The sequence below is a fragment of the Algibacter sp. TI.3.09 genome (assembly GCF_038154905.1).
Lineage (GTDB): Bacteria > Bacteroidota > Bacteroidia > Flavobacteriales > Flavobacteriaceae > Algibacter.
The window spans coordinates 1,167,416-1,193,736 of sequence record NZ_JBAKAN010000001.1 but is presented as its reverse complement, the minus strand read 5'-3'; the positions used below and the strand labels follow the sequence as shown (position 1 = coordinate 1,193,736).

The 26,321-nt window shown below is 33.2% G+C and carries 24 protein-coding genes; 14 read left to right on the top strand and 10 right to left on the bottom strand.

What is annotated here, in order from left to right; translation table 11 throughout:
• Positions 1-10: 10 nt before the first annotated feature.
• From V6246_RS04785 to V6246_RS04770, 4 genes are all read right to left on the bottom strand, one after another.
• Complete coding sequence (locus V6246_RS04785; protein WP_159020619.1) at positions 11-283, bottom strand: HU family DNA-binding protein; 273 nt, start codon at positions 281-283, stop codon at positions 11-13.
• Positions 284-470: 187 nt separating this feature from the next.
• Entirely contained in the window at positions 471-1,418 is a 948-nt protein-coding gene (gene fmt / locus V6246_RS04780) for a methionyl-tRNA formyltransferase (protein ID WP_341559260.1), read from the bottom strand.
• Positions 1,419-1,539: 121 nt separating this feature from the next.
• Entirely contained in the window at positions 1,540-3,447 is a 1,908-nt protein-coding gene (locus V6246_RS04775) for a RecQ family ATP-dependent DNA helicase (RefSeq protein ID WP_341559258.1), read from the bottom strand.
• 9 nt (positions 3,448-3,456) lie between these two features.
• Positions 3,457-3,996, bottom strand: coding sequence for an ATP-binding protein (locus V6246_RS04770; RefSeq protein WP_341559256.1), 540 nt, complete (start codon positions 3,994-3,996; stop codon positions 3,457-3,459).
• 90 nt (positions 3,997-4,086) lie between these two features.
• Between V6246_RS04770 and V6246_RS04765 the strand changes: the two genes are divergently transcribed.
• The 9 genes from V6246_RS04765 to V6246_RS04725 all read left to right on the top strand — a co-directional run bounded on the left by V6246_RS04765 (position 4,087) and on the right by V6246_RS04725 (position 12,425).
• Positions 4,087-4,380 carry a DUF493 family protein gene (locus V6246_RS04765; protein WP_341559254.1) on the top strand — a complete coding sequence of 98 codons (294 nt, stop codon included), beginning with the start codon at positions 4,087-4,089 and terminating at the stop codon, positions 4,378-4,380.
• A gap of 145 nt (positions 4,381-4,525) precedes the next feature.
• Complete coding sequence (locus V6246_RS04760; RefSeq protein WP_341559252.1) at positions 4,526-5,719, top strand: vWA domain-containing protein; 1,194 nt, start codon at positions 4,526-4,528, stop codon at positions 5,717-5,719.
• Between the two features lie 94 nt (positions 5,720-5,813).
• Complete coding sequence (locus V6246_RS04755) at positions 5,814-6,470, top strand: DUF4290 domain-containing protein (protein WP_341559251.1); 657 nt, start codon at positions 5,814-5,816, stop codon at positions 6,468-6,470.
• A gap of 9 nt (positions 6,471-6,479) precedes the next feature.
• A complete protein-coding gene (murA, locus tag V6246_RS04750) occupies positions 6,480-7,790 on the top strand; it encodes a UDP-N-acetylglucosamine 1-carboxyvinyltransferase (RefSeq protein WP_341559249.1) in 1,311 nt (436 codons plus the stop codon).
• 70 nt (positions 7,791-7,860) lie between these two features.
• A complete protein-coding gene (locus tag V6246_RS04745; RefSeq protein WP_341559248.1) occupies positions 7,861-8,952 on the top strand; it encodes a DUF695 domain-containing protein in 1,092 nt (363 codons plus the stop codon).
• Positions 8,953-8,963: 11 nt separating this feature from the next.
• Complete coding sequence (locus V6246_RS04740) at positions 8,964-10,076, top strand: DUF2891 domain-containing protein (protein ID WP_341559246.1); 1,113 nt, start codon at positions 8,964-8,966, stop codon at positions 10,074-10,076.
• Positions 10,077-10,106: 30 nt separating this feature from the next.
• Positions 10,107-10,847, top strand: coding sequence for a 5-oxoprolinase subunit PxpA (pxpA, locus tag V6246_RS04735; RefSeq protein WP_341559245.1), 741 nt, complete (start codon positions 10,107-10,109; stop codon positions 10,845-10,847).
• 5 nt (positions 10,848-10,852) lie between these two features.
• Positions 10,853-11,584 carry a 5-oxoprolinase subunit PxpB gene (gene pxpB, locus V6246_RS04730; RefSeq protein ID WP_341559243.1) on the top strand — a complete coding sequence of 244 codons (732 nt, stop codon included), beginning with the start codon at positions 10,853-10,855 and terminating at the stop codon, positions 11,582-11,584.
• The gene (locus V6246_RS04725) at positions 11,577-12,425 is read left to right on the top strand and encodes a 5-oxoprolinase subunit C family protein (RefSeq protein WP_341559241.1); all 849 of its coding nucleotides are present in this window, start codon (positions 11,577-11,579) and stop codon (positions 12,423-12,425) included. The genes pxpB and V6246_RS04725 overlap by 8 nt, the downstream gene beginning before the upstream one ends.
• 8 nt (positions 12,426-12,433) lie before the next feature.
• On the opposite strand, the gene deoC is transcribed toward V6246_RS04725, so the two are convergent.
• Entirely contained in the window at positions 12,434-13,090 is a 657-nt protein-coding gene (gene deoC, locus V6246_RS04720) for a deoxyribose-phosphate aldolase (protein ID WP_341559239.1), read from the bottom strand.
• A 444-nt stretch (positions 13,091-13,534) separates the two neighbouring features.
• Entirely contained in the window at positions 13,535-16,141 is a 2,607-nt protein-coding gene (gene clpB / locus V6246_RS04715; RefSeq protein ID WP_341559238.1) for an ATP-dependent chaperone ClpB, read from the bottom strand.
• 329 nt (positions 16,142-16,470) lie between these two features.
• On the opposite strand from clpB, the gene V6246_RS04710 reads away from it, so the two are divergent.
• The 3 genes from V6246_RS04710 to V6246_RS04700 all read left to right on the top strand — a co-directional run bounded on the left by V6246_RS04710 (position 16,471) and on the right by V6246_RS04700 (position 20,753).
• Positions 16,471-19,434: a PAS domain-containing sensor histidine kinase gene (locus V6246_RS04710; RefSeq protein ID WP_341559237.1), complete on the top strand. Its 2,964-nt coding sequence runs from the start codon at positions 16,471-16,473 to the stop codon at positions 19,432-19,434.
• A 210-nt stretch (positions 19,435-19,644) separates the two neighbouring features.
• Positions 19,645-20,034 carry a bacillithiol system redox-active protein YtxJ gene (ytxJ, locus tag V6246_RS04705; protein ID WP_042498545.1) on the top strand — a complete coding sequence of 130 codons (390 nt, stop codon included), beginning with the start codon at positions 19,645-19,647 and terminating at the stop codon, positions 20,032-20,034.
• A 191-nt stretch (positions 20,035-20,225) separates the two neighbouring features.
• Positions 20,226-20,753, top strand: coding sequence for a DUF5004 domain-containing protein (locus V6246_RS04700; protein WP_341559234.1), 528 nt, complete (start codon positions 20,226-20,228; stop codon positions 20,751-20,753).
• A 61-nt stretch (positions 20,754-20,814) separates the two neighbouring features.
• Here V6246_RS04700 and V6246_RS04695 read toward each other — a convergent pair whose 3' ends face one another.
• On the bottom strand, positions 20,815-21,993 hold the full coding sequence (locus V6246_RS04695; protein ID WP_341559233.1) for a hypothetical protein: 1,179 nt from the start codon (positions 21,991-21,993) through the stop codon (positions 20,815-20,817).
• Between the two features lie 108 nt (positions 21,994-22,101).
• Positions 22,102-23,394 (bottom strand): fumarylacetoacetase, encoded by a 1,293-nt coding sequence (gene fahA / locus V6246_RS04690; RefSeq protein WP_341559232.1) that lies wholly within the window; start codon positions 23,392-23,394, stop codon positions 22,102-22,104.
• A gap of 201 nt (positions 23,395-23,595) precedes the next feature.
• Here fahA and glyA point away from each other — a divergent pair, with 201 nt between their 5' ends.
• On the top strand, positions 23,596-24,867 hold the full coding sequence (gene glyA / locus V6246_RS04685; protein ID WP_341559231.1) for a serine hydroxymethyltransferase: 1,272 nt from the start codon (positions 23,596-23,598) through the stop codon (positions 24,865-24,867).
• A gap of 208 nt (positions 24,868-25,075) precedes the next feature.
• The gene (locus V6246_RS04680; RefSeq protein ID WP_341559229.1) at positions 25,076-25,318 is read left to right on the top strand and encodes a hypothetical protein; all 243 of its coding nucleotides are present in this window, start codon (positions 25,076-25,078) and stop codon (positions 25,316-25,318) included.
• A 13-nt stretch (positions 25,319-25,331) separates the two neighbouring features.
• Here V6246_RS04680 and V6246_RS04675 read toward each other — a convergent pair whose 3' ends face one another.
• The gene (locus V6246_RS04675) at positions 25,332-25,862 is read right to left on the bottom strand and encodes a CIA30 family protein (RefSeq protein WP_341559228.1); all 531 of its coding nucleotides are present in this window, start codon (positions 25,860-25,862) and stop codon (positions 25,332-25,334) included.
• 29 nt (positions 25,863-25,891) lie between these two features.
• Complete coding sequence (locus V6246_RS04670) at positions 25,892-26,317, bottom strand: hypothetical protein (protein WP_341559226.1); 426 nt, start codon at positions 26,315-26,317, stop codon at positions 25,892-25,894.
• Between the last annotated feature and the right edge of the window lie 4 nt (positions 26,318-26,321).

The window sequence follows — 26,321 nt, the reverse complement described above, 5'->3', positions numbered from 1 at the left end:
AAGCAAATAATTAGTTTACTGCACTTGATAAATCTGCACCAGCTTTAAACTTTACAACGTTTTTTGCTTTAATTTGGATAGTATCACCTGTTTGAGGGTTTCTTCCTTCTCTTGCAGCTCTTTTAGAAACTGACCAAGAACCAAAACCTACTAAAGAAACTCTGTTACCTTTTTGTAAAGCTCCTTCGATTTCAATAATTGCACATTCTAAAGCTTTTTTAGCAGCAGCCTTAGTAATTCCTGCGTGTTCTGCCATAGCATCGATTAAATCTGTCTTGTTCATAATATAAAATTTAATTATTAATAAATTGGTTAAACATTTTGTTATATCCTATACAAATTTATACGGATTACTCAATAACACAAGTAATAGCAAGGGAAATTCGTGGTTTTGTTAATAACTTATAGCATTTGTTAATAAAGACACGTTGATTTAACGTTTTTTTAATAACATCAGCAGGAATAAGGCTTTACAGCATTTTTGCATCGCTTTCAAATTGATAGCCATTTAAAAGTGATTTTACATCCATAGTTCGCTTACCAGGAAGCTTAATATCATCTATAATAAGGTAACCTTTACTCACAGCGACTTTTAACTCTTTTTTTGTAGAAACAATAAGTCCTATAGCATCCTTATGCTCAATAATTTCTTTTTTAGCACTATAAATCTTAATGTCTAGGCTATCATCACCATTAATTAAGGTACACCATGCTGCTGGGTATGGGCTTAAACCACGTATTTTATTATGGATATCTTCTATAGAGGCATTCCAATCTATTTTGCAGTTATCCTTATTTAGTTTGTATGCCGTTTTTATATCTGCCGTTTCTTGTTGTGGAACTGTTTTAACAGGGCCTTCTTTAATAAGGTTAACCGTTTTTAAAACCAAATCACTCCCTAAGTGCATTAACTTATCATGTAAGCTTCCTGCATGTTCTTCTGGCTCTATTTTTATTTCTTCTTGAAGAATCATAGCACCAGTATCAATTTTCTCATCAATAAAGAAGGTTGAAACGCCAGTTTTTGTTTCTCCATTTATAATAGCCCAATTAATAGGGGCAGCTCCACGATAGTTAGGTAATAAAGAAGCGTGCAAATTAAAAGTACCATATTCAGGCATTTGCCAAACCGCTTTTGGTAACATTCTAAAGGCTACTACAATGTGTAAATTCGCATTTAACGCCTTTAATTCTTCCAAAAAGTCTTCATTCTTTAAGTTGGTAGGTTGTAAAATATTTAATCCAACCGATTTTGCATAAACCTTTACGGCGCTTTCGTTTAGTTTACGGCCACGTCCTGCAGGTTTATCCGGAGCCGTAATTACGCCAACTATGTTTTGTTTGTTTTCTACTAATGTTTTTAAAATGGTAACGGCAAAATCAGGCGTTCCCATAAATACTATTTTTAAATCTTTCATTTCTAATCTTGTTTTTTCTAACATGTAGGCCTTAGCTTAAACATGTTTAGTATTTCGTTTTATATACCTATTATAATAGGTGTAGTTGAAGTTTATTTCTGAATTTAATAATTAAGCTGAATTATAAATGGCTCAACTTATAAGTATTCTTTGCTGTTATCGTTACTATTTGATGTTCTAAAAGTAATTTTAAAACCTGTTTTATATGTTCTTCGGAAGTGTTTAGTAAAGCCGAAATTTGTCTAGAAGATTGATCCCCATTTTCTAAAAGCTCAATAACTTGGTTTTTTATAGTTGAGATATCATTTGATGAAACCTTAATTTTTTTAGCTTGAGTACAAACCGAACAAACACCGCAAGGACTAATTTCTGTTTCTCCAAAATAGGCGAGGAGTTGCATGCTTTTACACACCGATTCGTTTTCAATATAATCTAGCATCGCCTTTACTTGCTGTTGCTTTAAATTATTTTGCTGTTCTATAGTTTTTGCTATTCTGTTAATAGTTTTATCATCTTCTCGTGGCTGAATAAAAGTAACTTCGGCATCTGTTGCAGATAGTTTTAAGGTAATAATACCATCGTGTTCTAGCTGCTTTAAAGCGTTCACTATTTTTACTTCGCTTATCGCCGATTTCTCTGTTATTTTGGCCAATGCAATTTTGGTGACTTGCTCAAAAACACCGCCATACATGCGTAAAATAGATTTTACAATAATACTGTACTCCGTATGTGTATCTAAATAATTGAACAATGCCGAGTTAGAAATAATGAACTGTACTGTAACCTTGTTTTTAAATTGTTTAGAAAGTGTAATAATACTATTTCTATCTAAAATCAATAAAGCGTTGTAGCACGAGCTTGGGCTAAACTTGTACGTTTTGCAAAAGGTATTAAAATCGAACTCAAAAGTTAAATATTCACCTTCACCATAAGGCACCTGAAAATAATTACATAGTTTTCTATAAACTTGCTTTACAAAATCGACACTAGCTAAAGATCCTAAAAACTGTTTTTTAATACTAGCTTGGTCACTTTTGTTTTTCAAAATTACTGCAAAAGCCTTATCACCATTTCTACCAACGCGTCCAGCTTCTTGAAAGTAACTTTCTATACTTTCTGGTAGGCTAATATGTATCACGGTTTTTACATCGGGTTTATCAATCCCCATTCCAAAGGCATTTGTAGCCACCATAACCTGTTTTTGGTTATTGATCCAGGCATCCATGTTTTTATCCTTTTCGCTATTGTGCAAACCGCCGTGGTAAAAGGTAGCGGTTATGTTTTGAGATTCTAAAAAAGCACTAAGCTCAATAGTTGGTTTTCTATTTCTAACATAAATAATAGAAGACTGTTTATATTTTTTTAATATCGTCTGTATTCTGTAATATTTATCATTTTCATCGTAAACTAAATAAGCCAAATTGGGTCTTAAAAAAGATTGCTTAAATATTTTAGGATTAATAAAATCGAGTTGTTTTACAATATCATCAATAACCTCTGGTTTTGCAGATGCCGTTAGTGCAATAGCGTTTACCGTAGGTTGTAGCTGTCTTAAAAGCGCAATATTATTGTAAGCTGGTCTAAAATCGCTACCCCATTGCGAAATACAGTGTGCCTCATCTATGGCAATTAAATTCACATTCATTAACCTAATGCGGTCTTGTACCAATTCTTGTTGCAGTCGCTCGGGAGATAGGTATAGAAACTTGTAATTTCCGTAGATACAATTGTCTAGAAGCGTGTCTAATTCTTTATATGAAATCCCACTTGTAAGCGCCATGGCCTTAATCCCTTTATTGTTTAAGGACTGTACTTGGTCTTTCATTAAAGCAATAAGTGGTGAGACCACAATGCATATCCCTTTTTTTACCAGAGCAGGAATTTGGAAACATAACGATTTTCCGCCACCAGTTGGTAAAAGCGCAAAGGTATCCTCACCTGCCAAAACCGAATTTATAATGGCTTCTTGGTTTGGTCGGAATTCTGTAAATTTCCAATAACGTTCTAGTATGTTAATAGGGTGTTCCATTCTGGACGTTTACATCTTTAATTCGTTTAAAATAAAATGGGTTCTATTTTCAACAGTATCAAAAGGTACATCTATTAAATTATAGTCGTATTTTTCGTATGTTTTTACTAAATGATCGTGAATTTCTAAAGCTTGATCAAAGGTTTCGTAACGCTCATTATCACTGGTGTAAATAGCTTCCCAAGGTTTTAATATAAAAACTGTGTGGTATTTAGATTTGTTGCAAGTTTCAATGAAGTTTTCTGGACATTCATCGCCAATAAAATCCATGTAAGCTAGTACATCGGGCAAACCACGATCGAAAAACACGATTTCTTTTTTAAATAATTCGGCATCAACAAATTGTTTTTGTCGCCCCTTTAAGAGGAGTTCGCTAAACATGAGCGGGTTGGTTAAAAAGAGCTGATCAATACCTTCTTTTTTGGCATCTAAAATTACTTGTCGCGAAATTTCTTCTAAACAAGTATGGCCTCTTTTTATTAATTCATTAATTAAAGTTGATTTTCCAGTTCCTGGACCGCCCGTAATAACAATCTTTTTAGTGTTCAATGCTGCTTTATTTTTGTGTAAAAATCGGAATTTATAATCTATAAAAAAAATCGAAACTAAACTGTATATTTGCAGCCAAATAAATATGTAATGAGCACACCTCCAAATTCAGAAGAATTTTACGATAAATTAAAAGAACAATTATACGATACAGACGTTTGGCCTGCAGAATACTTATATAAATTCATTGTACTTTCAAACAAAGAAAAGATTGAGAAAATTGAAACTATTTTCGATGGTTTAGGTGCTGTTATCAAAACAAAAGAATCTAAAAACGGGAAATATACTAGTGTTTCTATTGATGTTGTTATGGAAAAACCTGAAACTGTTATCGAGAAATATAAAGAGGTCGCTTCTAAAATAGAAGGTGTAATTAGTCTTTAATAATTGTACTTGTTTTAATTCCGTGAAAACGAAAATCTTATTTGTTGTCTTTTAAATTTATGTAAAAAGCGTGAGTTTGAAACTTTATTTTTTATTCTGAAGCAACCTTTTGCATAATTTTGCATCTTGAAATAAAATGTTTAAGATGAAGAAAATTGCTTTAGTTTTATGTTCTGTTTTTGTTTTGTTCAGTTGTGAAAACGGTGATAGTGCTGTTGATGGAAGTTATGAACTCGATTCATCAGCATCTTCGAGCTCAAAAGGTTCAGAGAGTTCAGGAGATTCTGGTAATGGGGGAAACGGCGAAAGTGCCGGCCAAATTACGGCTGGTGAATGGAACGATTTAACTCAGTGGGATTTTTGGATCGATTTATTAAATTCTCAAGATTATACTGCATTTCAAGAAAACTGGAGTTTCAATACATCAAAACGCATTGCGTTTCAAATTTTAGATCAAAACACCTCACAACCTTTAAACAATGTATCGCTTTCTCTGTTAAAAGATGGCGAAATTATCAGCGAAGCTAAAACAGATAATTTAGGTGAAGCTAATTTGTTTGTAGACTTATTCGATAGCGGAAAGGCGAGTTCTTCAGTAAATCTTGCCGATTACGATGTTCAAATTAATGGTGAAGTAATAAGTCAAGCAGTTTCTTTTTTTAATGAAGGTGTAAATGTTTTTAATATTCAGAATACAACAACTACTGCCAATAAAATAGAAGTAGCTTTTATTGTTGATGCTACGGGCTCAATGGGCGATGAGCTTGAATTTTTAAAGAGCGATTTAACTAATGTTATTAGTCGTGCACAAGAAGATAATGCCAATTCTACAATTTTAACTTCTACGGTGTTTTATAGAGATCAGGGCGATGATTATGTTACCAGACGATCAGATTTTACAACGAGTATTTCTTCTACTGTAGATTTCATTAGCAAGCAAAGCGCAGATGGTGGAGGCGATTTTGAAGAGGCCGTGGAGGAAGCTTTAGATGAAGCAATAAACGATTTGCAATGGGGTACAAATTCTAAAACACGAATTGCTTTTTTACTTTTAGATGCGCCACCACACCAAACCGATGACGTAAATTTAAGTATTAAGAAATCGTTAATTAAAGCGGCCAAAAATGGTGTGAAATTGATTCCGGTAACGGCAAGTGGTATCGATAAATCTACCGAGTTTTTAATGCGTTATTTTGCTATTGCAACCAACGGAACCTATGTGTTTATTACAAACGATAGCGGAATTGGCAACGACCATATAGAGCCAACTGTTGGAGAATATGAGGTTGAATTTCTAAATAATTTGCTCGTTAGGTTAATAAATAAGTACGCGCAATAATTGATTTGGTAATAATAATCGTGCTATTCAATTTTTTTTGTATTTTGCGCAAGCATAACAACTACATGCAACAATATAAATTCTACACATTATTTTGATAGACGATTTAGAATACAACACAGAGCGTGAGCATTTAATCATTCCAGAGTACGGAAGACATATGCAGAAAATGATTAATTACGCTAAAACAAGAGAAACAAAAGAAGAACGTAATAAATTAGCAAACGGCATTATTGCTGTAATGGGTAATATGCAACCGCATTTACGCGATGTTCCAGATTTTAAACATAAACTTTGGGATCAACTTTTTATAATGTCTAATTTTGAATTAGATGCAGATTCTCCTTATGAAATTCCTACTAAAGAAATTTACGAAGAGCGTCCTGAGCCTTTAAAATACCCACAAAACTTCCCGAAATATCGTTTCTACGGAAATAATATTAAAACCATGATCGATGTGGCAAACACATGGGAAGATGGTGAATTAAAAGAAGCGTTGCTTTATACCATTGCAAATCACATGAAAAAGTGTTTTTTAAATTGGAATAAAGATACCGTTGAAGATGCCGTAATTTACGGACATCTGTTCGAATTATCTGAAGGAAAAATAGATCTTCGAAATTCTGAAGAAGATTTATCAGATTCTACTAGTTTGTTGAGAACTAAATCGAAATTCGCTAATAATAACAATAAAAAAGGTGGTCAAAAAAAGAGCAATAGCACTAATAACCGCCAAAGAAAACGCTACTAATTTTTACGCATGGGAACATTTAAAATTGAAGGAGGACACCAATTAAAAGGAAGTATCCAACCTCAAGGAGCAAAAAACGAAGCTTTACAAATTCTATGTGCCGTTCTACTAACTCCAGAACTGGTTACAATAAATAATATTCCAGACATTATAGATGTTAATAAGCTTATAAACTTATTAAGAAAACTAGGTGTTAAGGTTGAAAAAATAAATAACGGTAGTTATACTTTTCAAGCCGACGAAGTTGATTTAGATTATCTAGAATCTGACGCTTTTAAAGTGGATGGTCGTGGTTTAAGAGGATCTATAATGATTGTTGGGCCTTTATTAGCTCGTTTTGGTAAAGGATATATTCCAAAACCAGGAGGAGATAAAATTGGTCGTCGTAGATTAGATACGCATTTTGAAGGCCTAATTAATTTAGGTGCTAAATTTAAATACAGTAAAGAAGATCAGTTTTACGGCGTAGAAGCCGAGTATTTAACTGGGACTTATATGTTGCTTGAAGAAGCATCGGTTACCGGAACAGCAAATATTGTAATGGCTGCTGTTTTAGCCCGAGGAACAACTACAATTTACAATGCGGCTTGCGAGCCTTATTTGCAACAGCTTTGTAAAATGCTAAACAGAATGGGTGCCAAAATTAGTGGTGTTGGTTCTAACATGCTTATTATTGAAGGTGTTGAAGCTTTAGGAGGTACGGAACACCGTATGCTTCCTGATATGATTGAAATTGGAAGTTGGATTGGTCTTGCGGCTATGACGAAAAGTGAACTTACCATTTCTAATGTAAGCTGGAACGATTTAGGCGTAATACCTAGCGTTTTTAGAAAATTAGGAATCACCGTTGAAAAGCAAGGCGATGATATTCATATTCCTGCACATACTAACGGTTACGAAATTCAAAGTTATATAGATGGTTCTATTTTAACCATTTCCGATGCGCCTTGGCCTGGTTTTACTCCAGATTTATTGAGTATCATTCTAGTTGTGGCTACACAAGCTAGAGGTAGTGTTTTAATACATCAAAAAATGTTCGAAAGTCGTTTATTCTTCGTGGATAAATTGATTGATATGGGAGCAAAAATTATTTTATGCGATCCGCATAGAGCTACCGTTATTGGTCACGATTTTAAATCGACTTTAAAAGCAACAACCATGACGTCTCCAGATATTCGTGCGGGTGTGTCTTTGCTAATTGCAGCACTTTCTGCAAAAGGAACATCGACCATACAGAATATTGAGCAAATAGATCGTGGTTACGAAAACATCGACGAGCGTTTACGCGCTATTGGTGCCAAAATAGAACGTGTAGAGTAATCTCATGTTCTTCTTTTTTTTATTTTCAATTGTTATATTCGTTTAAAACGAAATCACCTAATGGTGCGGTATGAGTTTTTTTAATAAGTTACTAAAGAAAGATATGCCTGTAAAATCTTATTCAGATTTTTGGAAGTGGTTTGTTAAAAACGAAAAATCATTTTTTAAAGCGATTAGTGAGGAAGGCGATGTTAATGAGTTGTTTTTTAATGATTTATCTTTGAAATTAGATGAGTTAAAAGAAGGGTTTTGGTTTCTTGCAGGAATGTATGATGTTGATACAGCAGAACTTATTTTAACCGCCGATGGTGATTTAAGAAACATTGCTTTTGTTGAAGATTTAGTAAACGAAGCTCCGGAAATTAAAGGTTGGAGAATTACAGCTTTAAAACCTGAATCTGGTTTCGATGACTCGAACATCCAAATAGGAGAGTTGGAGTTTAGTAAAAATACACTTCATTTTTATTCTAACGACTTAGGAGATTATCCTGATGAAATTGATATTACTATAACCCATAAAGATTTAACTGAAGAGCAACGTTTAGATGTTACTAACGGTGTTTATTTGTTTTTAGATAATGCTTTAGGCGAATTAAACGCTGTTTCTATTATCGATAATCTAAATGTTATTAATACCGTTGATGCTCAAGCGGATTTGGTGCCTATAGAGAAATTAAAAGATTTTCTAATTTGGCGTGAAAAGGAATTCATTGAAAAATATGATGGACTGCGTCATTCTACTGATAAAGATAGTTATGCAGCGTTAGAAGCTACTATGGAGTCTGGTTTATCGCTTTTAGCAGTTGTAAATACCGATTTGCTTCAATGGGATAGCAAAGCATCGCATCCATGGGTTGCTGTGCTCGAAATAGAGTATAAATGTATTGCGGATAACGGTATGCCAGATGAAAACACTTATAATCTTTTAAGTGTTATTGAAGATGAAGTTTTGGAACAGCTTAAAGATTTTGATGGCTATCTTAATATTGGTAGGCAAACGGCTGATAATATGCGAGAGGTATATTTCGCATGTGCCGATTTTAGAAAGCCTTCTAAGGTTTTTTATGAGATTGAATCAAAATACTCAGATAGGTTAAAAATTACTTTTGATATTTACAAGGATAAATATTGGCAGTCTTTTGATAGATTCTTACCTCGATAAATAGCTTTTATATGAAACCACATTTTATTATACTTTTTCTATTATTTATTACAGCTTGCAAACAGTCTGAAAATAAACAGGAGATTGTTCCTGATTATAATGCGGTTCAAAATCAAAGTCAAGATGTTCCAAAATTAGATTTAGAGCAAGCAAATAAATTAGCTGCATTACCGCTTCATTGTATAAATTCTGAATACCCAAATAAGTTATCTCAAACCTTAGGGAGTGGAGAAGACTTAAAAAATCCTGCAACATTACATCCTGCTTTTTATGGTTGTTTCGATTGGCATTCTGCGGTACATGGACATTGGAGTTTGGTGAGTTTGCTTAAAACCAATCCTGATATAAAAAACCGTAACGATTTAAAGAATAGGTTGTTGTTTAACTTATCTAAAGAGAAGATTGAAGAAGAGGTTGCGTATTTTTCGGGTAAGCATAGTGCGTCTTTCGAGCGAACTTACGGTTGGGCTTGGCTGTTAAAATTGGCAGAAGAACTTCATACTTGGGATGATGATACTGCAAGAATCTTAGAAGAAAATCTTCAACCTTTAACAAATTTAATTGTTGAAAAATATACTGTTTATCTTCCAAAATTAAATTATCCAACGCGAGTTGGAACACATGGGAATACAGCTTTCGGAATGTCTTTTGCTTACGATTATGCTGTGGCGGTAAATGATGAAGCATTTAAGAAAGCGATTGAAAGTCGTGCAAAATATTTCTTTTTAAATGATAAAAATTGTCCGATGTCTTGGGAGCCTGGCGGTTCAGATTTTTTATCGCCTTGCCTAGAAGAGGCTGCTTTAATGAAGCGATTGTTACCTGTTGAAACTTATAAAACATGGCTAAATGATTTTCTTCCGCAATTGAAATCTAAAACCTTTTCTTTAGAAACGGGTAAGGTTTCCGATAGAAACGATGGGAATTTAGTACACTTAGATGGTTTAAATTTTTCTAGAGCGTGGAGTTTAAATAAAATAGTAGAAGGTTTGCCAGAATATGCACATTTAAAGCCTGTGGCTATACAGCACTTAAATCATTCTTTACCTAGTATTTTCGGTGATAGCTACGAGGGTGGGCATTGGTTAGGTTCTTTCGCTATTTACGCCTTAAATTCTTTCTAATAATTAATTTAAATTCGCTAACTTGGTTTGGTGGAAATTAAAACAATAGATATTAATGTTGATGTAGGCGAGGGGATTGGCAACGAAAGTTTGCTTATGCCGCATATATCCTCATGCAATATCGCTTGTGGTGGTCATGCCGGAACTTTAGAGATTATGCGAGATGTTACGCGTTTAGCTAAACAACATCGTGTTAAAATTGGAGCACATCCATCATTTCCTGATAAAGAAAACTTCGGAAGAGTGATTATGGGTATGTCCTGCGTTGCGCTTTATGCTTCAATTAAACATCAAATTAGAGATTTACTTTCTGTTTTAAAATCTGAAAGCGCAAGACTTCATCATATAAAACCACACGGTGCGCTTTACAATTTGGCTGCTACCGATGTTAAAACAGCAAATGTTATTATCGAGGTAATAAAATCACTCATGTTACCTATTAAGCTTTACGTGCCATATAATTCTGTTATAGCAAATTTAGCTATAGAAAATGATATTAAAATAGTTTACGAGGCTTTTGCAGATCGGAATTATAATGACGATCTAAGCTTGGTTTCTAGGCAAGAAAATAATGCTTTAATTCATGAGAAAAACGACTTGTTTAATCATGTTTTTAAGATGGTTTCTGAGCAAAAAGTTAGGGCGATACAAGGTCGTGATATTGAGATTTTAGCCGATACATATTGTCTTCATGGAGACCAGCCAAATGTTGTGAATTTAATTCAGGATTTAAGGAGCGATTTGGAACTTCATCATATTAAAATTTTTTAGTTTAAATGACTTTTAAACTTCGTTATAAATCCTTAGGTTTGCATGCTGTTTTAGTAGAATGGCCGGCTGAAATTAGTGAAGCTGTTCTTGAGGATGTCTTAGTTTTAAAGGCGAAAATTGAAAACTCACATATTAAAGAGATTATTCAGGTAACTTTCGCATATAGCTCATTAGTAGTTTTTTATGTTAATTTATTTATTTCGTTAGATGAGCGAATCGCTATTATAGATAAAATCTATTCAAGTAAAAGTAATGCTGTTTCTTTAATTTCTCATCTTTGGAAGATTCCTGTATGCTATGATGAGGTTTTTGGTCTCGATTTAAATACTATTGCAAATGAAAAAAAGGTGTCTAAAGAGGATGTTATTAAGCAACATTGCGAGGCTATTTATACGGTTTATTTTATAGGTTTTTTACCCGGGTTTTTATACTTGGGTGGTTTAGATGAATCACTTCATATACCACGTAAATCTACACCACGGTTGCAGGTTGAAAAAGGTGCGGTTGCTATAGGCGGAAATCAAACTGGGATTTACTCAAATGAGAGTCCTGGCGGTTGGAATATTATCGGTAATTCTCCTCTTAATTTTTTCGATGTTTCTAAAGAAAAGCCATGTTTTGCGAAAGTAGGAGATCGTGTTCAGTTTTATCCAATTTCATTAAAAACTTATAAAAACATTAAAACTTTAGTAGAAGCAGGTGTGTATCAATTAGAAAGCGAAAACGTAAATGATTAAAGTTTTAAAAGCAGGTTTTTATTCTACTATTCAAGATTTTGGTCGTTACGGTTATCAGGAATTTGGTGTGCCATTTTCTGGAGTTATGGATCGAAAAGCGGCGGCTTTTGCAAATAGCTTAGTTGGTAATGGTGAAGATGAAGCGGTTTTAGAAATGACCATGTTAGGTGCTAGTCTTCAATTTTCTGTAAATACATATGTCTCGTTTTCTGGCGCACAAATGGGTGCTAAGTTGAATGGTGTTGAAATAATGAACAATAGTTCGATTGCTATAAACCCGGGAGATATATTAAGTTTCGGAAAACTTAAATTAGGCTTTCGATGTTATTTAGCTGTTTTAGGCGGTTTTAACACCGAAACTATTATGAAGAGTAAAAGTATGTATCCGAACATTACAAAAGCAAGCAGGTTACTTAAAAATGATGAATTAGCTATTAATGCTTCATCTCTGGAGAATCAAAATACATATTCGAGAATTCGATACGATGAATCTTATATGAATTCATCGACTTTGGAGGTTTATGTAGGTCCAGAGTTTGAAAACCTCAGTAATACTCAGCAAAACGAGTTACTGTCTACGTGTTTCACTATTTCTAATAATAACAGTAGAATGGGGTACCAGCTAAATGAAAATTTTCAAAATAATTTAGAAGCCATTATTACTGGACCAGTTATTCCAGGAACAGTTCAACTTACACCTTCAGGAAAGCTTATTGTTTTAATGCGCGATTGCCAAACTACTGGTGGTTATCCACGAGTGCTTCAGTTAAGTGAAACTGCAATAAATAGCTTGTCACAGAAATATACTGGACAAGCCATTTCATTTAAATTGAGTAAATAAAACTTGTTTTATGCTAGTTTTAAAAGTGCTTTTCTAAGTTTTAAGTTTGGAGAAGCTCCAATGCGACTTACACCAATATCTATAAATTTTTGAGACATTTCTAAATTAGTAATACCTCCTGAAGCTTTAATTTTTATACTATCTCTAACTGTTTTTTTAATAATTTTTACCGCAGTAAATGTGGCGCCACCTTTAGAAAAACCGGTAGAAGTGGTTATAAAATCGGCATTAGCATCCGAACAAATTTGAGATGCTTTTACAATTTCGTTTTTATTTAATTCTGAAATTTCAATAATAACCTTTAGTGGTATGTTCGAAATTGCTGTTTTTACAGCGCTAATATCTTTCATTACTGAAACGTAGTTTTTACTTTTCAATAAACCAAGGTTGATAACCATATCGATTTCGCTAGCGCCTTCTTTAATAGCGTTTGTTGCTTCAAAAATTTTACTTGCTGTTGATGCGCTTCCGGCAGGAAAACCAACAGTAGAACATATTTTAACGTCGGTACCTATTAGTAATTCTGTAGCTAGTGCTACATAACAACTGTTTATACAAATACTATTTAGAGTGCTTTTTCTTGCTTCTTGGCAGAGTGCTATTATTTCTGCTTCGGTTGTTGTGGGTGATAATAGGGTATAGTCAATGTATTCCGAAATAATCATTGTTAGGGAGTTTTAGGTTAAGCTATTTTTTTATTATTTTTTGAGGGGACAGAATTAGTCTTCATTAGTTTTAAATAATGAAAGTTTAGGGTAATTCCGAAGTAAAGTTAGAAACTAACCGAGCATTGCTTGGGTGAAATTTCATTTTTTAGACGAACGGTAACTTAATTCCTACTTTCATAGAAAAAATAAGAAAAACAAAGGGTTTGTAATATAATTTATCTATGGTAAGGCACATTATTAAAAGACTTGCTATAAAACGAACTGGTTTTTAGTGTTTTGAAAAGCTTATTTTGGTTTGAAAGGTAATTCGTAAAATTAGTATCAGAATTTTATTTTTTAATTGGCGTTTTACATTATTCCGTTAATAAAAAAAAGCAACACATCCCTCATGTTGAGTTTTGTGTTGCTTCAAATTAACATTTAAATTCTAGTATCTAAAACTTAGATTTCTTCGCTAACTAAGTGATTTTCATTTCTAAAAACTAACTCGTCATTAAAGGCATCGAGTAAAATAATACTATCTGTTGTTACGGTCCCTGCTAAAATTTCTTTACTCAAGGCGTTTAAAACCTCTTTCTGTATTACACGTTTTACTGGTCTTGCTCCGTATTCTGGGTTATAACCTTTATTGGCTAAATAACTTACAGCCTCTGGCGTAGCATCAAAAGTAATACCTTGTTTTGCTATCATTTTTGTGATACTCTTTATTTGTAAACCTACAATAGATACAATGTTTTCTTTACTTAATGGTGTAAACATTACGGTATCGTCAATACGGTTTAAAAACTCAGGTCTCACGGTTTGTTTTAATAATGCAAGCACATCTACTTTTGCTGCTTCAATAGCCGAGTCGATATCTTTTGTAGCTTCAAAACGATCTTGAATTATTTGGCTTCCCATATTAGAAGTCATAATTATAATCGTGTTTTTAAAGTCTGCAGTTCTACCCTTATTATCTGTTAAATGACCTTCATCTAAAACTTGCAACAAGATGTTAAACGTATCTGGATGCGCTTTTTCAATTTCATCTAAAAGCACTACAGAGTATGGTTTACGTCTTACGGCTTCGGTTAATTGTCCTCCCTCATCATAACCAACGTATCCTGGAGGTGCTCCAACTAAACGGCTTACAGCATGACGCTCTTGGTATTCACTCATGTCTATACGCGTCATCGCGCTCTCATCATCAAACAAATATTCAGCTAAAGCTTTTGCTAATTCCGTTTTACCAACTCCGGTAGTTCCTAAAAACAGGAAGGTTCCAATTGGTTTTTGCGGGTTTTGCAATCCGGCTCTACTACGGCGTACGGCGTCACTAACAGCCTCTATGGCTTCTTCTTGACCAACCACACGTTTGTGTAGTTCATCTTCTAGTCTTAAGAGTTTTTCGCGTTCACTTTGTAGCATTTTTGTAACTGGTATTCCTGTCCATTTTGCAACAACTTCAGCAATATCGTCATAAGTTACTTCTTCTTTAATAAGTGATGTTTCCGATTTTTCATCCAATTGCTTTTGGAAAATCTCTAGCTGTTCTTGGGCTTCTTTTATTTTCCCGTAACGCAATTCTGCAACCTTACCGTAATCACCTTCGCGTTCTGCTTTTTCGGCATCGAGCTTATAGTTTTCAATGGCTTGCTTCGTGTTTTGAATATTGTCTACAACTTCTTTTTCGCTTTTCCATTTTGCGTTAAGCTCATTTCTAGTTTCCTTAATATTAGCTAAGTCTGAACGTAGAGATTTTAACTTCGTTTCGTCTTTTTCGCGTTTAATAGCTTCAATCTCAATTTCTAGTTGCATGATTTTACGATCTAAAACATCGAGTTCCTCGGGTTTAGAGTTTATTTCCATACGTAATTTTGCTGCAGCTTCATCCATTAAATCGATAGCTTTATCTGGTAGAAAACGATTGGTGATATATCGTGTTGAAAGTTCTACAGCTCCAATAATAGCTTCATCTTTAATACGTACTTTGTGGTGTGCTTCATACTTTTCTTTAATACCACGAAGTATTGAAATAGCACTTTCTGTATCTGGCTCATTAACCATAACTTTTTGGAAACGACGCTCTAGAGCTTTATCTTTTTCAAAATATTTTTGATACTCATCTAAAGTAGTTGCTCCAATAGCTCGCAGTTCTCCACGTGCTAGTGCTGGTTTTAATATGTTTGCTGCATCCATCGCACCTTGTCCGCCACCTGCACCAACTAATGTGTGTATTTCGTCAATAAACAAAACAATATCTCCGTCGCTGGTGGTAACTTCTTTAATTACTGCCTTTAGACGCTCTTCAAACTCACCTTTATATTTAGCTCCTGCAATAAGTGCTCCCATATCTAGAGCGAAAATTTGCTTGTTTTTTAAGTTTTCTGGAATATCTCCATCAACAATACGGTGTGCTAAACCTTCGGCAATAGCGGTTTTACCTGTACCGGGTTCTCCAATTAAAATTGGGTTGTTTTTGGTTCGACGTGATAAGATTTGTAGAATTCTACGAATTTCTTCATCGCGACCAATAACCGGATCTAACTTACCATCTTTAGCTAATTGATTTAAGTTCTTAGCGTATTTGTTTAACGAATTGTATGTGTCTTCTTGGCTTTGTGAGGTTACATTTTCGCCTTGGCGTAACTCATCAATTGCAGCTTGTAGTCCTTTTTCGGTTACACCTTGGTCTTTTAACATTTGCGCTATTTTGCTGTTCGATTTAAAAACAGCCATAATGAGGTGTTCGATAGAAACGTAATCATCTTTTTGTTTTTTCGCAATTATAGAGGCTTCATTTAAGCTTTTTCCTGCTTCGCGAGATAACATAAGTTCGCTACCTGATACTTTTGGAAAGCTTTCTATTTGTTTATCTAGAGCTTGTTTTAGTATCGGGATATTTACGTTTAATTTCTTTAAGATAAACGGTAACACGTTTTCATCGACTTCAAAAATGCCTTTAAAAATATGTTCGTTTTCTATTTGCTGTTGGCCAAAACCTTGCGCAATTTGTTGTGCTTGTTGTATGGCCTCTTGCGATTTAATAGTATAATCGTTTAAGTTCATAATTAATATGTTTTATGGTTTCCGTTTAACGGGAAACCTTATTAGTTTTTTATTTCGGAATGTATATTTCAAATTCCCTACCAATTACAGTAAAGCGACAAAATGACGCTTAAACACTTGTTGTAGATGACTTTTTGTCTTGGTAAGTATGGTTGAATATTACAAATTTAGTTTAAAAAGAATATGTTTTATGTTAATAATAATTAGTGTTTCTAAAATAGAATATCAAAAAAACTAGATTAACTGTAATTATTGAAGTTTATTAATTTAATTTTTTGTAGGAATAGTTGTGTTTGTGTATTTTTATTATTTTTAACTAAAATAGAATAATGAGAACCCTTAAAAATAAAGTAAAACAGAGATTCGGTCTTTTTGCATGCATATCTGTTATTGCTTTTTTTATAGTGTTCATAGTAATTAAAAAGCATGTTCTAACTCAAAATAACGATGCGTTTTTAATTAGTAAGTCTGGTAAACAAGGTATGTTAAGTCAGCGTATTACAAAAGTAATGTTTGCTATGGATAGCGATACTAGGCTAGTTTCCCCTGTCGAATTGGTAGATTCTCTAAGGGTGTTTACTAAGGAGATAGAAACATCTCACAATATTTTACTTAATCAATATAAACAAACTAAGGGAACTAAAAGGTTAGATTCTCTGTTTGATTTAGTTGATACTAAGTTAGAGGTACTAGTAAAATGTAGCGATAGTGTAATGTCTTTAAAGAGTTTCTCTTTAGACAAGCATACAAAAGCTAAAATAAAAGAAGCAGAACTATCCTTTTTATTTGGCATGGATGCTATAGTTCGTGAATATGAGAGAAAATCGAAAGCAAACTTTAGAAGAGTAGAAACTAGTTTTTACATCATTTTTTTAGTATTTGGTTTAATCTTATTAGGGGTATTTATATTTTTATGGTTAACTAATATTCGACAATTAATAAAGAAGAATGAGTCTTTAATATTAGCAAACGAGCGGTTGGCAAAATCTCAATTTCAAATAAAAGAAAATCTGGAAGTTGTTCAAAAATTAAAGTTAGACTTAGAGCAGAAAGATAAGTTTAATAAAATCTTCATTGAACAAGCAGCTCCATCTATCTCAATGCTCGATAGGGATATGAAATATATAGCGGTTTCTGAAAAGTGGAAACAAGTTTATAATATGGTTGATATAGATGTGGTAGGTATGTCTCATTATGATGTTTTTCCAAATCTTACAGATAGCCGAAAGACTCAGCATCAAAAATGTTTAGAGGGTGATATTGATAAGTGCGACGAAGGTTACTATGTACAAGACGATGGCTCGGTAAAATGGTATTTTTGGGATATTCGCCCATGGTACTTACCAACCGGATCTATTGGGGGCTTACTGATGTATTCTGGCGATATTACGGATAGCAAAAATATTAGTATAGCAAAGGATAGAATAGAGAAAATATTAAGAACAACCAATAAAGTTGTTCGTATTGGAACATGGGAATTAGATATTAAGAGTGATAAAATTACTTTTAGTGATATGTCTCGAGAAATATTGAAATTACCCAATGGTTTCCAAGTTTATGGTAATAAAAGCTTGCATCTTTATAAAGACGGCTCTAGTAGGAACAAAATTATAAAATCCATACAGCATTTAAAAAAGACAGGAGAACCATTTGATGTAGAACTTGAAATAGTAAATATGGACGGTGAAAATATTTGGATTCGTGATATTGGTCAGGCTGAATTTGTAAATGGTGAATGCAATAAAATATTTGGGATTTTTCAAGATATAACATATTTAAAAAAGGTTCAGAATGATTTACTAACACAAAACCAGTTATTGAGTTTTGCTGAGAACATCACCATGATGGGCCATTGGCGTTATAATCTTATTGAAGATATTGTTAGTTGGTCTCCCAATTTGTATTTAATGATGGAGGTAGAAGTGGATTCAATGCATGTGGATAAACGAACAATGTTGAAAGTAACCCATCCTGAAGATCGTGAAAAGGTAAGAAGGCATATGGAGAAAACCTTTAAGGATAAAGAGTTTCCTTCTAGATTAATACATAGGATTATAACAACAAATGGTGTTGTAAAAACGATAGAAGTATTAGCTAAAATTTTTACCGATGATAATAATGAAATTACTGAAATCGTAGGGACCTGCCAAGATATAACTCACCAAAGGATTGCAGAAATTAAGTTTAGAGGGCTTCTGGAGTCGGCACCTGATGCTATGATAATAGTTAATGAAGATAAAAAAATACATTTAGTTAATAAGCAGGCAGAAAAAATGTTTGGCTATGCTGCAGAAGAATTATTAGAACAGGAGATAGAAATTTTACTACCGAATAGATTTGTTGATAATTTTAGAATGTATGAGGATAATTATTTTTCAGATCCGGAAAGTATAGGAATTGGTGAGCAAAATGAATTAATTGGCCGACATAAAAATGGAGAAGAATTTACTGTGCAGGTTAGCTTAAGCCCAATGCAAACGGAAGATGGTATGTTAGTTTCGGCTGCTATTAGAGATATTACAGCTCAAAAAGAGGCAGAACAAAAAACGATTAATGCCAATGCTAACTTAAAACTTTTGGCCGAAAAACTTATAGATAAAAACAATCAATTAGCAGATTTTGCTCAAATAACATCGCATAATTTAAGAGCACCTGTTAGTAACTTGAATTCTTTAGTTCAACTATATAGTGCGGCTGGCGATTCAGAAAATAAGCAAGAGATTTTTGATAAGTTCAAAAAAGTGATTGAGCATTTAACAATTACTTTAAATACTCTGTTAGAGGCTCTAAGAGTGAAAAAGGAAAAAGTTTCTAAAACAAAGGTTTATTTTGATGAAACGTTAAATAAAACAAAGGAATTATTAGCGGGACATATCATTGAATCTAAAGCCAAGATAACGAGTGATTTTAGCGCGGTTAATAGTGTATCGTGCAATAAAATTTATTTTGAAAGTATCTTTTTAAATCTTGTTGAAAATGCTTTGAAATATAAATCAAACATTGAAAAGCCCATCATCCATATTTATACAGAGATATTAAATGATAAAATTTTGCTTAAAATTCAAGATAATGGTTTAGGTATCGATTTGAAAAAGCATCGTCATAAAATATTTGGTTTAAATAAAGTATTTCATAGACATCCTGAGGCGCGAGGTGTAGGTTTGTTCATGACCAAAATACATGTTGAGTCTATGGGAGGCGAAATTTTAGTTGAAAGTGCTGTTGGTGAAGGTTCTACTTTTATTGTGAAATTTAACAGCGATTATAAACCAGATTATGTAACTCAAATATAATTTAAGTCGTGTTTTATTAATTCGTTATAAATTTATGCCTATGGAAATGTTACTGGTTATTTTAAAAAAAAAAGGAATAAAAACTGTAAGTTTTATTTAAAATACGGACTATTTTTGTGTTATTTTTAAACATTTGTATAGAGATTTCAATAATGTATTTAATCTATGCTTTTTGAGATACTTTATTAATATAATTAAACAAAACAATACATGGGGTTATTTAATAAAATTTTTGGTGATTCGGGAGAGGCAAAAGAAGAAAAGGTATTGCCTTGGATTCCGTTGAATGCTATGCAGCAATTGGATTTAATAAAGGAAAAATCGAGTACTAAAACTCAAATGATCTTTAAACATTCTACGCGTTGCGGAATTAGTAGAATGGTGATGAGCCAGTTTGTAGATGCTTATGATTTTACTGAAAAAGATGCAGATTTGTATTTTTTAGATTTACTGAATTTTAGAGAAATATCTAATGAGGTGGGTTATAAATTTCAGGTTATGCACCAGTCTCCACAGCTTTTGGTAATTAAAAATGGTGTAGCTGTTGCACACGAAAGTCATGGTGCAATAAATGAAATGGATTTAAGTAAGTTTATTTAATAACTTACTTGTTTATAAAGTACAGAATGCTCGATAAATGTATCGGGCATTTTTTGTTTCTATAATTTTGTGTTTATTAAGTTGATATGCAGTTTAATAGCCTGTTTGTAAGATTTTTTTGTGTAAAAAACGCATAATTATAACGCAACCTTTAAGGATATTTAACATCTTGAAAATAAAAATAATTAATTATGAAGAAAAGTATTTTATTAGTGAAGAGTTTAATGGTTTTTAGTTTACTATTTGTTAGTTGTAACGACGACGACAGTGATGGCGTAACTTGTACTGATAGTTTAACGGGTGAATTAACCGATGTAGAAATGAATTTTAGTGGTACTTGGGTATTAACTGCTGTTGTTGCTGAAGATGAAATTGATTTAACCGATGACGGTGAAGATAATGCAAGTACAGATTTGTTTTTACAATATGATGACTGTGAGAAAGATATTGTTTACGGTTTTGAGGACGATAGAGCTTACTCTTTTGTTTCAGGTGGTACTAGTGATTGTGATAATGAACAAACTACTATTGGGACTTGGAAACTAAATGAAACTTATGGTTTAACGGTAGTATCTAGTTGTTTTAGCCAAACGAGCCAACTTGAGGTAAATGATGATTTTACTGAATTTACTTCTGAAGGAAACATTAATTATATTGATGTAAACGGTGAAACTATAGTTAGTAAAACAACATTTACTTATACAAAAACAGCGATGTAATATTTAATTTACTGTTTTATTGAAAAAGAAAGCCCTCTAAAATTTAGAGGGCTTTTTGTTTTTATTCGGGATTGTAAGTGGTTATAATGTTTTTGAGTTGCAGTTTGAGATCTTCTCCGGTATCGAATATCATTTGTTCGTTTATTGGGAACGGTACCTTACGAGATCTTATAAGTTGTAAGTCTTCGGTGGTTAAGGCACGTTTATCTCCACGATAAGTTGCGTAGATGTTTTGGAAGTTAAAACCGCTATCTACAGGAAAAGATTGTAAAACCTGATTTGTTTTCAGGTCTTTGTAAATCACGTTTCCTAGAATTTGAGACGATTTTTGTTGGCTAAGCTCGTATAACTTGGCTTTTACTTTAATAATGTTGTCTTCTTTAATATCGTTTCCTAAACTATCTTTTTTTACGTTTCCTTTTTTGTCTAAAACATATTTTTTACCATCAACTATGGTTTGCTCTCTTAGTATTTGGCGTTCTTTTACGTGCTCTGGAGAGATAATAATTTGTTTTAATTGCAGTTGCATGGCTAAATCGTACGCTCTAGTTTGCTCTGGTGATGCGTGGTAAACTGTCCAAAATTGGTTTAAACCATAGGTATCGAAATTTAGTAAATCACTTTCCAAATCTCTAGGTATAGCTTGTTTTGTTTGGTTTGCAATGGTTACAATAACGTATTTTGTACCACGAGCATGAGCTTCTTGTATAAGTTCGCGTGTATCTTCGTAATTAGGGTTTATAGATTCTATATAGCTATAAATTTGATGTGCATCTCTAATTTGCTCTTTATTTTCGCTTTCTAATAAATCGAGTCCTTTTTCATATAAATAATTAGAGGTTTTATTTCTATAGCCCGAAATTTTAGAGCTATAGTCGCTAAATTCAAATTTAGCTTCTTTTCCGTTAATGTATAATGGAAGCACAGGCTTTATGGCCTCTTGTCGCGCATTTAGGTTTTTGTATACATTAAAAACATTTTCAAAAAGCTCTGGATTATTGTCTTTTTCTAAATGTTTAATGGTATTTAAATCTTTTTCGACCGCTTTATAATAAGCATCTCGAAGCATTACAATATAATCTTGTTTTCGTTTTTTATCCTTGTTGGTTTCAAGTTTTTTTAAGGCCTCTGTAATGGCTTGGTTGTAGTTGCCAGTATTTATGGCTTTTTCGAGTTGTTTGCGTCCACCGCAGGATATTAAAAATGAAATGGATAACAATAAGAGTAGTAATCTTTTCATAGGTAAAGGTTTTATGTTATTTGGAGGTAATTTCAATTTTGATGCCAAACAAAAACAAACCCTCAAGTTTTTAGTTTGAGGGTTTTTAAGTGTTTGATTTTTATAGTGTTATTTAGATTTTTTTGATTCGAAAACAGGAAGTAATTGTGTAGATACTTCTCCAAAACCAATTCGAGTGCCATCTTTTTCACAGTAACCACGCATAATAACGGTGTCGTTATCATTTATAAATTTACGTTCAGTACCATCTTTCATTTTTAAAGGTTTTTCACCTTTCCAAGTTAACTCTAGCATAGAACCGTAAGAATCTGGAGTTTGTCCAGAAATGGTTCCGCTACCCATCATGTCGCCAGAATTTACTGGGCAACCATTTACGGTATGGTGTGCTAGTTGTTGAGACATGTTCCAGTACATGTATTTAAAGTTAGATTGACTTACCGTAGTTTCTTTAGCGCCTTTTGGTTGTATGGCTACTTCTAAATTAATATCGTAACTTTTTTTGCCTTTGTATTTAAGGTAATCCAATTGTTTTTTAATGGGTTTAGGTCCTTCTACACGGTAAGGTTCTAGAGCATCTAGCGTTACAATCCAAGGAGAAATAGACGATGCAAAGTTTTTAGCTAAAAACGGCCCTAATGGTACGTATTCCCATTTTTGAATGTCGCGTGCGCTCCAATCATTAAAAAGTACAAGTCCGAATATATATTCTTCCGCTTCGTTAACTGGTATTGGTTCTCCTAAATCGTTAGCATCGGTTGTTATAAAAGCCATTTCTAATTCGAAATCTATTAACTGGCTTGGTCCAAAAACAGGTTCTGTTGCTCCGTTTGGTAAAGTTTGACCTTTAGGGCGGTGTACCGGAATTCCAGAAGGAATAATAGACGAACTACGCCCGTGGTAACCTACCGGAATATGCAACCAGTTAGGTAACAACGCATTTTCTGGATCTCTAAATAATGTACCAACATTAGTAGCATGCTCTTTACTTGAGTAAAAGTCGGTATAATCACCAATTTGAACAGGAAGTTGCATTTCAATTTCGTCTAAACGAAAAAGTACAACCTCTTTATGTTGCATGTTGCTTTTTAAGGCATCATTTTCTGCATCAAAAATTTCTGCAATTCTATCTCGAACCAAACGCCATGTTTTACGGCCATCTGCAATAAAATCGTTTAAGGTATCTTGAAGAAAAATATCGTCGGTTAACGGGATGCCCTCAAAATAGCCTAATTGGTGTAAAGCACCTAAGTCTATAGCGGTATCACCAATACGTGTACCAATGGTTATAATATCATCTCGGGTTAAAAAAACACCAAAAGGAATGTTTTGTATCGGGAAGTCGGAGTTTTTATCGACGTGTAGCCACGACTTTCTATCTGGGTTGTTCGCTGTTAATGGCATATTCTGTTTTGTTTTCGGGTTGTTGTATTCTTATCAAACGTACATAATTTTTTTGTTTTACAACGAAAAATTACTTTAAAAATGAATTTTCTTTAACCGTTAATAAATTGGTTAAAAACTTAAATGTAAAAAACGAAATTTTCATCAATTTAAGTAATCTATTTGTTATTTTTGCGGAATATTAAAAATCAAACTCATAATATGCAACGCGACGAACAAATTTTTGAACTTATTGAAGCCGAAAAAGAACGCCAATTACACGGTATAGAACTTATTGCATCGGAGAATTTTGTTAGCAACCAAGTAATGGAAGCTGCAGGCTCTGTGTTAACTAACAAATACGCCGAAGGTTACCCTGGTAAACGTTATTATGGCGGATGTGAAGTAGTTGATGAAGTTGAACAAATAGCTATCGATAGAGCAAAAGCTTTGTTTGGTGCAGTATATGTAAACGTACAACCACACTCAGGAAGTCAGGCTAATACAGCTGTCTACCATGCATGTTTAAACCCTGGTGATAAAATTTTAGGATTCGATTTATCTCACGGTGGGCATTTAACTCACGGTTCTCCAGTAAACTTTTCTGGTAAACTTTATAACCCTGTATTTTACGGTGTAGAGCAAGAAACAGGAGTTTTAAACTATGATAAAATTCAAGAAATAGCTACTAAAGAGCAACCAAAATTAATTATTGCAGGAGCGTCAGCTTATTCTCGTGATATTGATTTTGAGCGTTTTAGAGTTATAGCAGATAGCGTTGGTGCTATTTTAATGGCCGATATATCTCACCCAGCAGGTTTAATTGCTAAGGGTATTTTAAACGATCCGTTACCACACTGTCATATTGTTACAACAACAACTCATAAAACATTACGTGGACCAAGAGGTGGTATGATTATGATGGGGAAAGATTTTGAAAACCCTTTCGGAATTAAACTTAAAAACGGAAACTTACGTAAAATGTCTTCTTTATTAGATTCAGCTGTTTTCCCAGGAAATCAAGGTGGACCATTAGAACATATTATTGCTGCTAAAGCGATCGCTTTTGGAGAGGCTTTAACCGATGAGTTTTTACAATACCAATTACAAGTTAAGAAAAATGCTGATGCTATGGCAAAAGCTTTAGTTGCTAAAGATTATAACATTATCTCTGGCGGAACTGATAACCATTGTATGTTAATCGATTTACGTAACAAAAACTTATCTGGTAAAGATGCTGAACAAGCGTTAGTAAAAGCAGATATTACTGTAAATAAAAACATGGTACCTTTTGATGATAAATCTCCATTTGTAACTTCTGGAATCCGTTTAGGTGTTTCTGCTGTAACAACTCGTGGTTTAAATGATACGGATATGGTTGCTATTGTAGAGCTTGTTGACGAGGTTATTAATAACTTTGAAGATGATGCCGCTTTAGAAGCTGTAAAAGCAAAAGTAAATGCTATGATGCAAGATAAACCTTTGTTTGTGTAAAACTTGTTAAAATATATTTTATAAAAGAATCCTGCTTTTTAAGCAGGATTTTTTTGTTTAAAGGTGAAATGTGAAATCTTTTTTTTACATGAAATAAAGCGGCTTACATGCTTTTAATAAGAATTTAACAAATTTATTTAATGCTTAATTATGCTACTTTAAAGTAATATCCTTAATATGTACCTTTAAATATTCAACATTAATAATTATGCTACGGAATGCTTTTTTATTGACTTTGGTTGCAACGCTTTTGTGCGGCTGTAGTAATAAAAATGCAGCAAAGCCTACTATTGTTTTAGTGAAAACCGATAGGCCTACTACCATGAATTGTTTTGGACCAAATACCGAACTAGATACTTTAAATGTTAAGGACGAGAAAAAGCTTAAGCGATATTTTAATTCTATGGTTCCGGCGCCATCTCGATCGAGTTTGTTTGTAAAGCGTGATTAACTAAGTATTCAAATTACTTTAAAATAATAGAATCAATTTCTAGTTTAAAATCTTCAGCAGTTTTGTTGCCTATTAAAAATGCAACTTCCTCAATACTATTTGCGTCGAAGTTTGGAATATTTAGTTTACGACCTCTAAACGCCGGATACATATCCGCTAGTGATATTTCGATAAGTTCCCATTTTTTTGAAGTGCTGAAAAGCGCGATATATGAATGTTTGTCTGATAGTTTAGATTTTACTCTAAATTGATAATTTTTACCATCACCTTTAATTTTTAATATAACTTTTGAAAAGCCTTCGGTGCTAGTCTCATTAAATCGATATCTTAAAGAGGAAAAACCGCCATTGTTTTCTAAAGATACATGCCCGGTGTAAACGCCATGGCTTGTTTCATTTAAAGTGAATGCTCCAGACGATTTTCCGCCCATAACATCATCGTTAACCACGGTCCAATTAGTAATATCCGATGTGTTTTCAAATTTAAATATAGTATCAGTTTGCATAGTAGTAGCTATTAAAAGTGTTAAAATGAAATGCTTCATGGTATTTTATTTTAGAGTAAAAATGGCTTTTAAGCATCGTAATAATCTAATTGTAAAAAGCTGATCTTTAAGTTAATCATTTTATCAATAAACTTTTTGTTATCGCTATAATTTTTATTTTTCTTAAACTTGATAAAATGGCCATTACCATGTATAGTATACGTTTTGGTGCTATAAGTAACAAATCTGTAATAGGGGATTATCCACGAGTAACGATCGAGTCTATTTGTAAAATGCACGATTATACCTTTTGGTCTTAGTTCTATATTCGCATAATTTGTGGCTAGAGTTTGCAGATTTTTAGGTTGAAGTTTTTCGCTTATTTCTTCAATCATAAATCTACTCGATCCAATACCACCCATTTTTATTTTTTCTAAAAAAGAAAAGGCTTTTCCAACTAGGTTGTCACTTTCTTTTACAAAAGCATCATTAATTTGTGTTGTGTTAAATAGCATAATA

Excerpts from the sequence above, each read along its gene's own strand:
- V6246_RS04785 (WP_159020619.1), bottom strand. The coding sequence starts at position 283 with ATGAACAAGACAGATTTAATCGATGCTATGGCAGAACACGCAGGAATT.
- fmt (WP_341559260.1), bottom strand. The coding sequence starts at position 1,418 with ATGAAAGATTTAAAAATAGTATTTATGGGAACGCCTGATTTTGCCGTT.
- V6246_RS04775 (WP_341559258.1), bottom strand. The coding sequence starts at position 3,447 with ATGGAACACCCTATTAACATACTAGAACGTTATTGGAAATTTACAGAA.
- V6246_RS04765 (WP_341559254.1), top strand. The coding sequence starts at position 4,087 with ATGAGCACACCTCCAAATTCAGAAGAATTTTACGATAAATTAAAAGAA.
- V6246_RS04760 (WP_341559252.1), top strand. The coding sequence starts at position 4,526 with ATGAAGAAAATTGCTTTAGTTTTATGTTCTGTTTTTGTTTTGTTCAGT.
- murA (WP_341559249.1), top strand. The coding sequence starts at position 6,480 with ATGGGAACATTTAAAATTGAAGGAGGACACCAATTAAAAGGAAGTATC.
- V6246_RS04745 (WP_341559248.1), top strand. The coding sequence starts at position 7,861 with ATGAGTTTTTTTAATAAGTTACTAAAGAAAGATATGCCTGTAAAATCT.
- V6246_RS04740 (WP_341559246.1), top strand. The coding sequence starts at position 8,964 with ATGAAACCACATTTTATTATACTTTTTCTATTATTTATTACAGCTTGC.
- pxpB (WP_341559243.1), top strand. The coding sequence starts at position 10,853 with ATGACTTTTAAACTTCGTTATAAATCCTTAGGTTTGCATGCTGTTTTA.
- V6246_RS04725 (WP_341559241.1), top strand. The coding sequence starts at position 11,577 with ATGATTAAAGTTTTAAAAGCAGGTTTTTATTCTACTATTCAAGATTTT.
- deoC (WP_341559239.1), bottom strand. The coding sequence starts at position 13,090 with ATGATTATTTCGGAATACATTGACTATACCCTATTATCACCCACAACA.
- clpB (WP_341559238.1), bottom strand. The coding sequence starts at position 16,141 with ATGAACTTAAACGATTATACTATTAAATCGCAAGAGGCCATACAACAA.
- V6246_RS04710 (WP_341559237.1), top strand. The coding sequence starts at position 16,471 with ATGAGAACCCTTAAAAATAAAGTAAAACAGAGATTCGGTCTTTTTGCA.
- ytxJ (WP_042498545.1), top strand. The coding sequence starts at position 19,645 with ATGGGGTTATTTAATAAAATTTTTGGTGATTCGGGAGAGGCAAAAGAA.
- V6246_RS04700 (WP_341559234.1), top strand. The coding sequence starts at position 20,226 with ATGAAGAAAAGTATTTTATTAGTGAAGAGTTTAATGGTTTTTAGTTTA.
- V6246_RS04695 (WP_341559233.1), bottom strand. The coding sequence starts at position 21,993 with ATGAAAAGATTACTACTCTTATTGTTATCCATTTCATTTTTAATATCC.
- fahA (WP_341559232.1), bottom strand. The coding sequence starts at position 23,394 with ATGCCATTAACAGCGAACAACCCAGATAGAAAGTCGTGGCTACACGTC.
- glyA (WP_341559231.1), top strand. The coding sequence starts at position 23,596 with ATGCAACGCGACGAACAAATTTTTGAACTTATTGAAGCCGAAAAAGAA.
- V6246_RS04680 (WP_341559229.1), top strand. The coding sequence starts at position 25,076 with ATGCTACGGAATGCTTTTTTATTGACTTTGGTTGCAACGCTTTTGTGC.
- V6246_RS04675 (WP_341559228.1), bottom strand. The coding sequence starts at position 25,862 with ATGAAGCATTTCATTTTAACACTTTTAATAGCTACTACTATGCAAACT.
- V6246_RS04670 (WP_341559226.1), bottom strand. The coding sequence starts at position 26,317 with ATGCTATTTAACACAACACAAATTAATGATGCTTTTGTAAAAGAAAGT.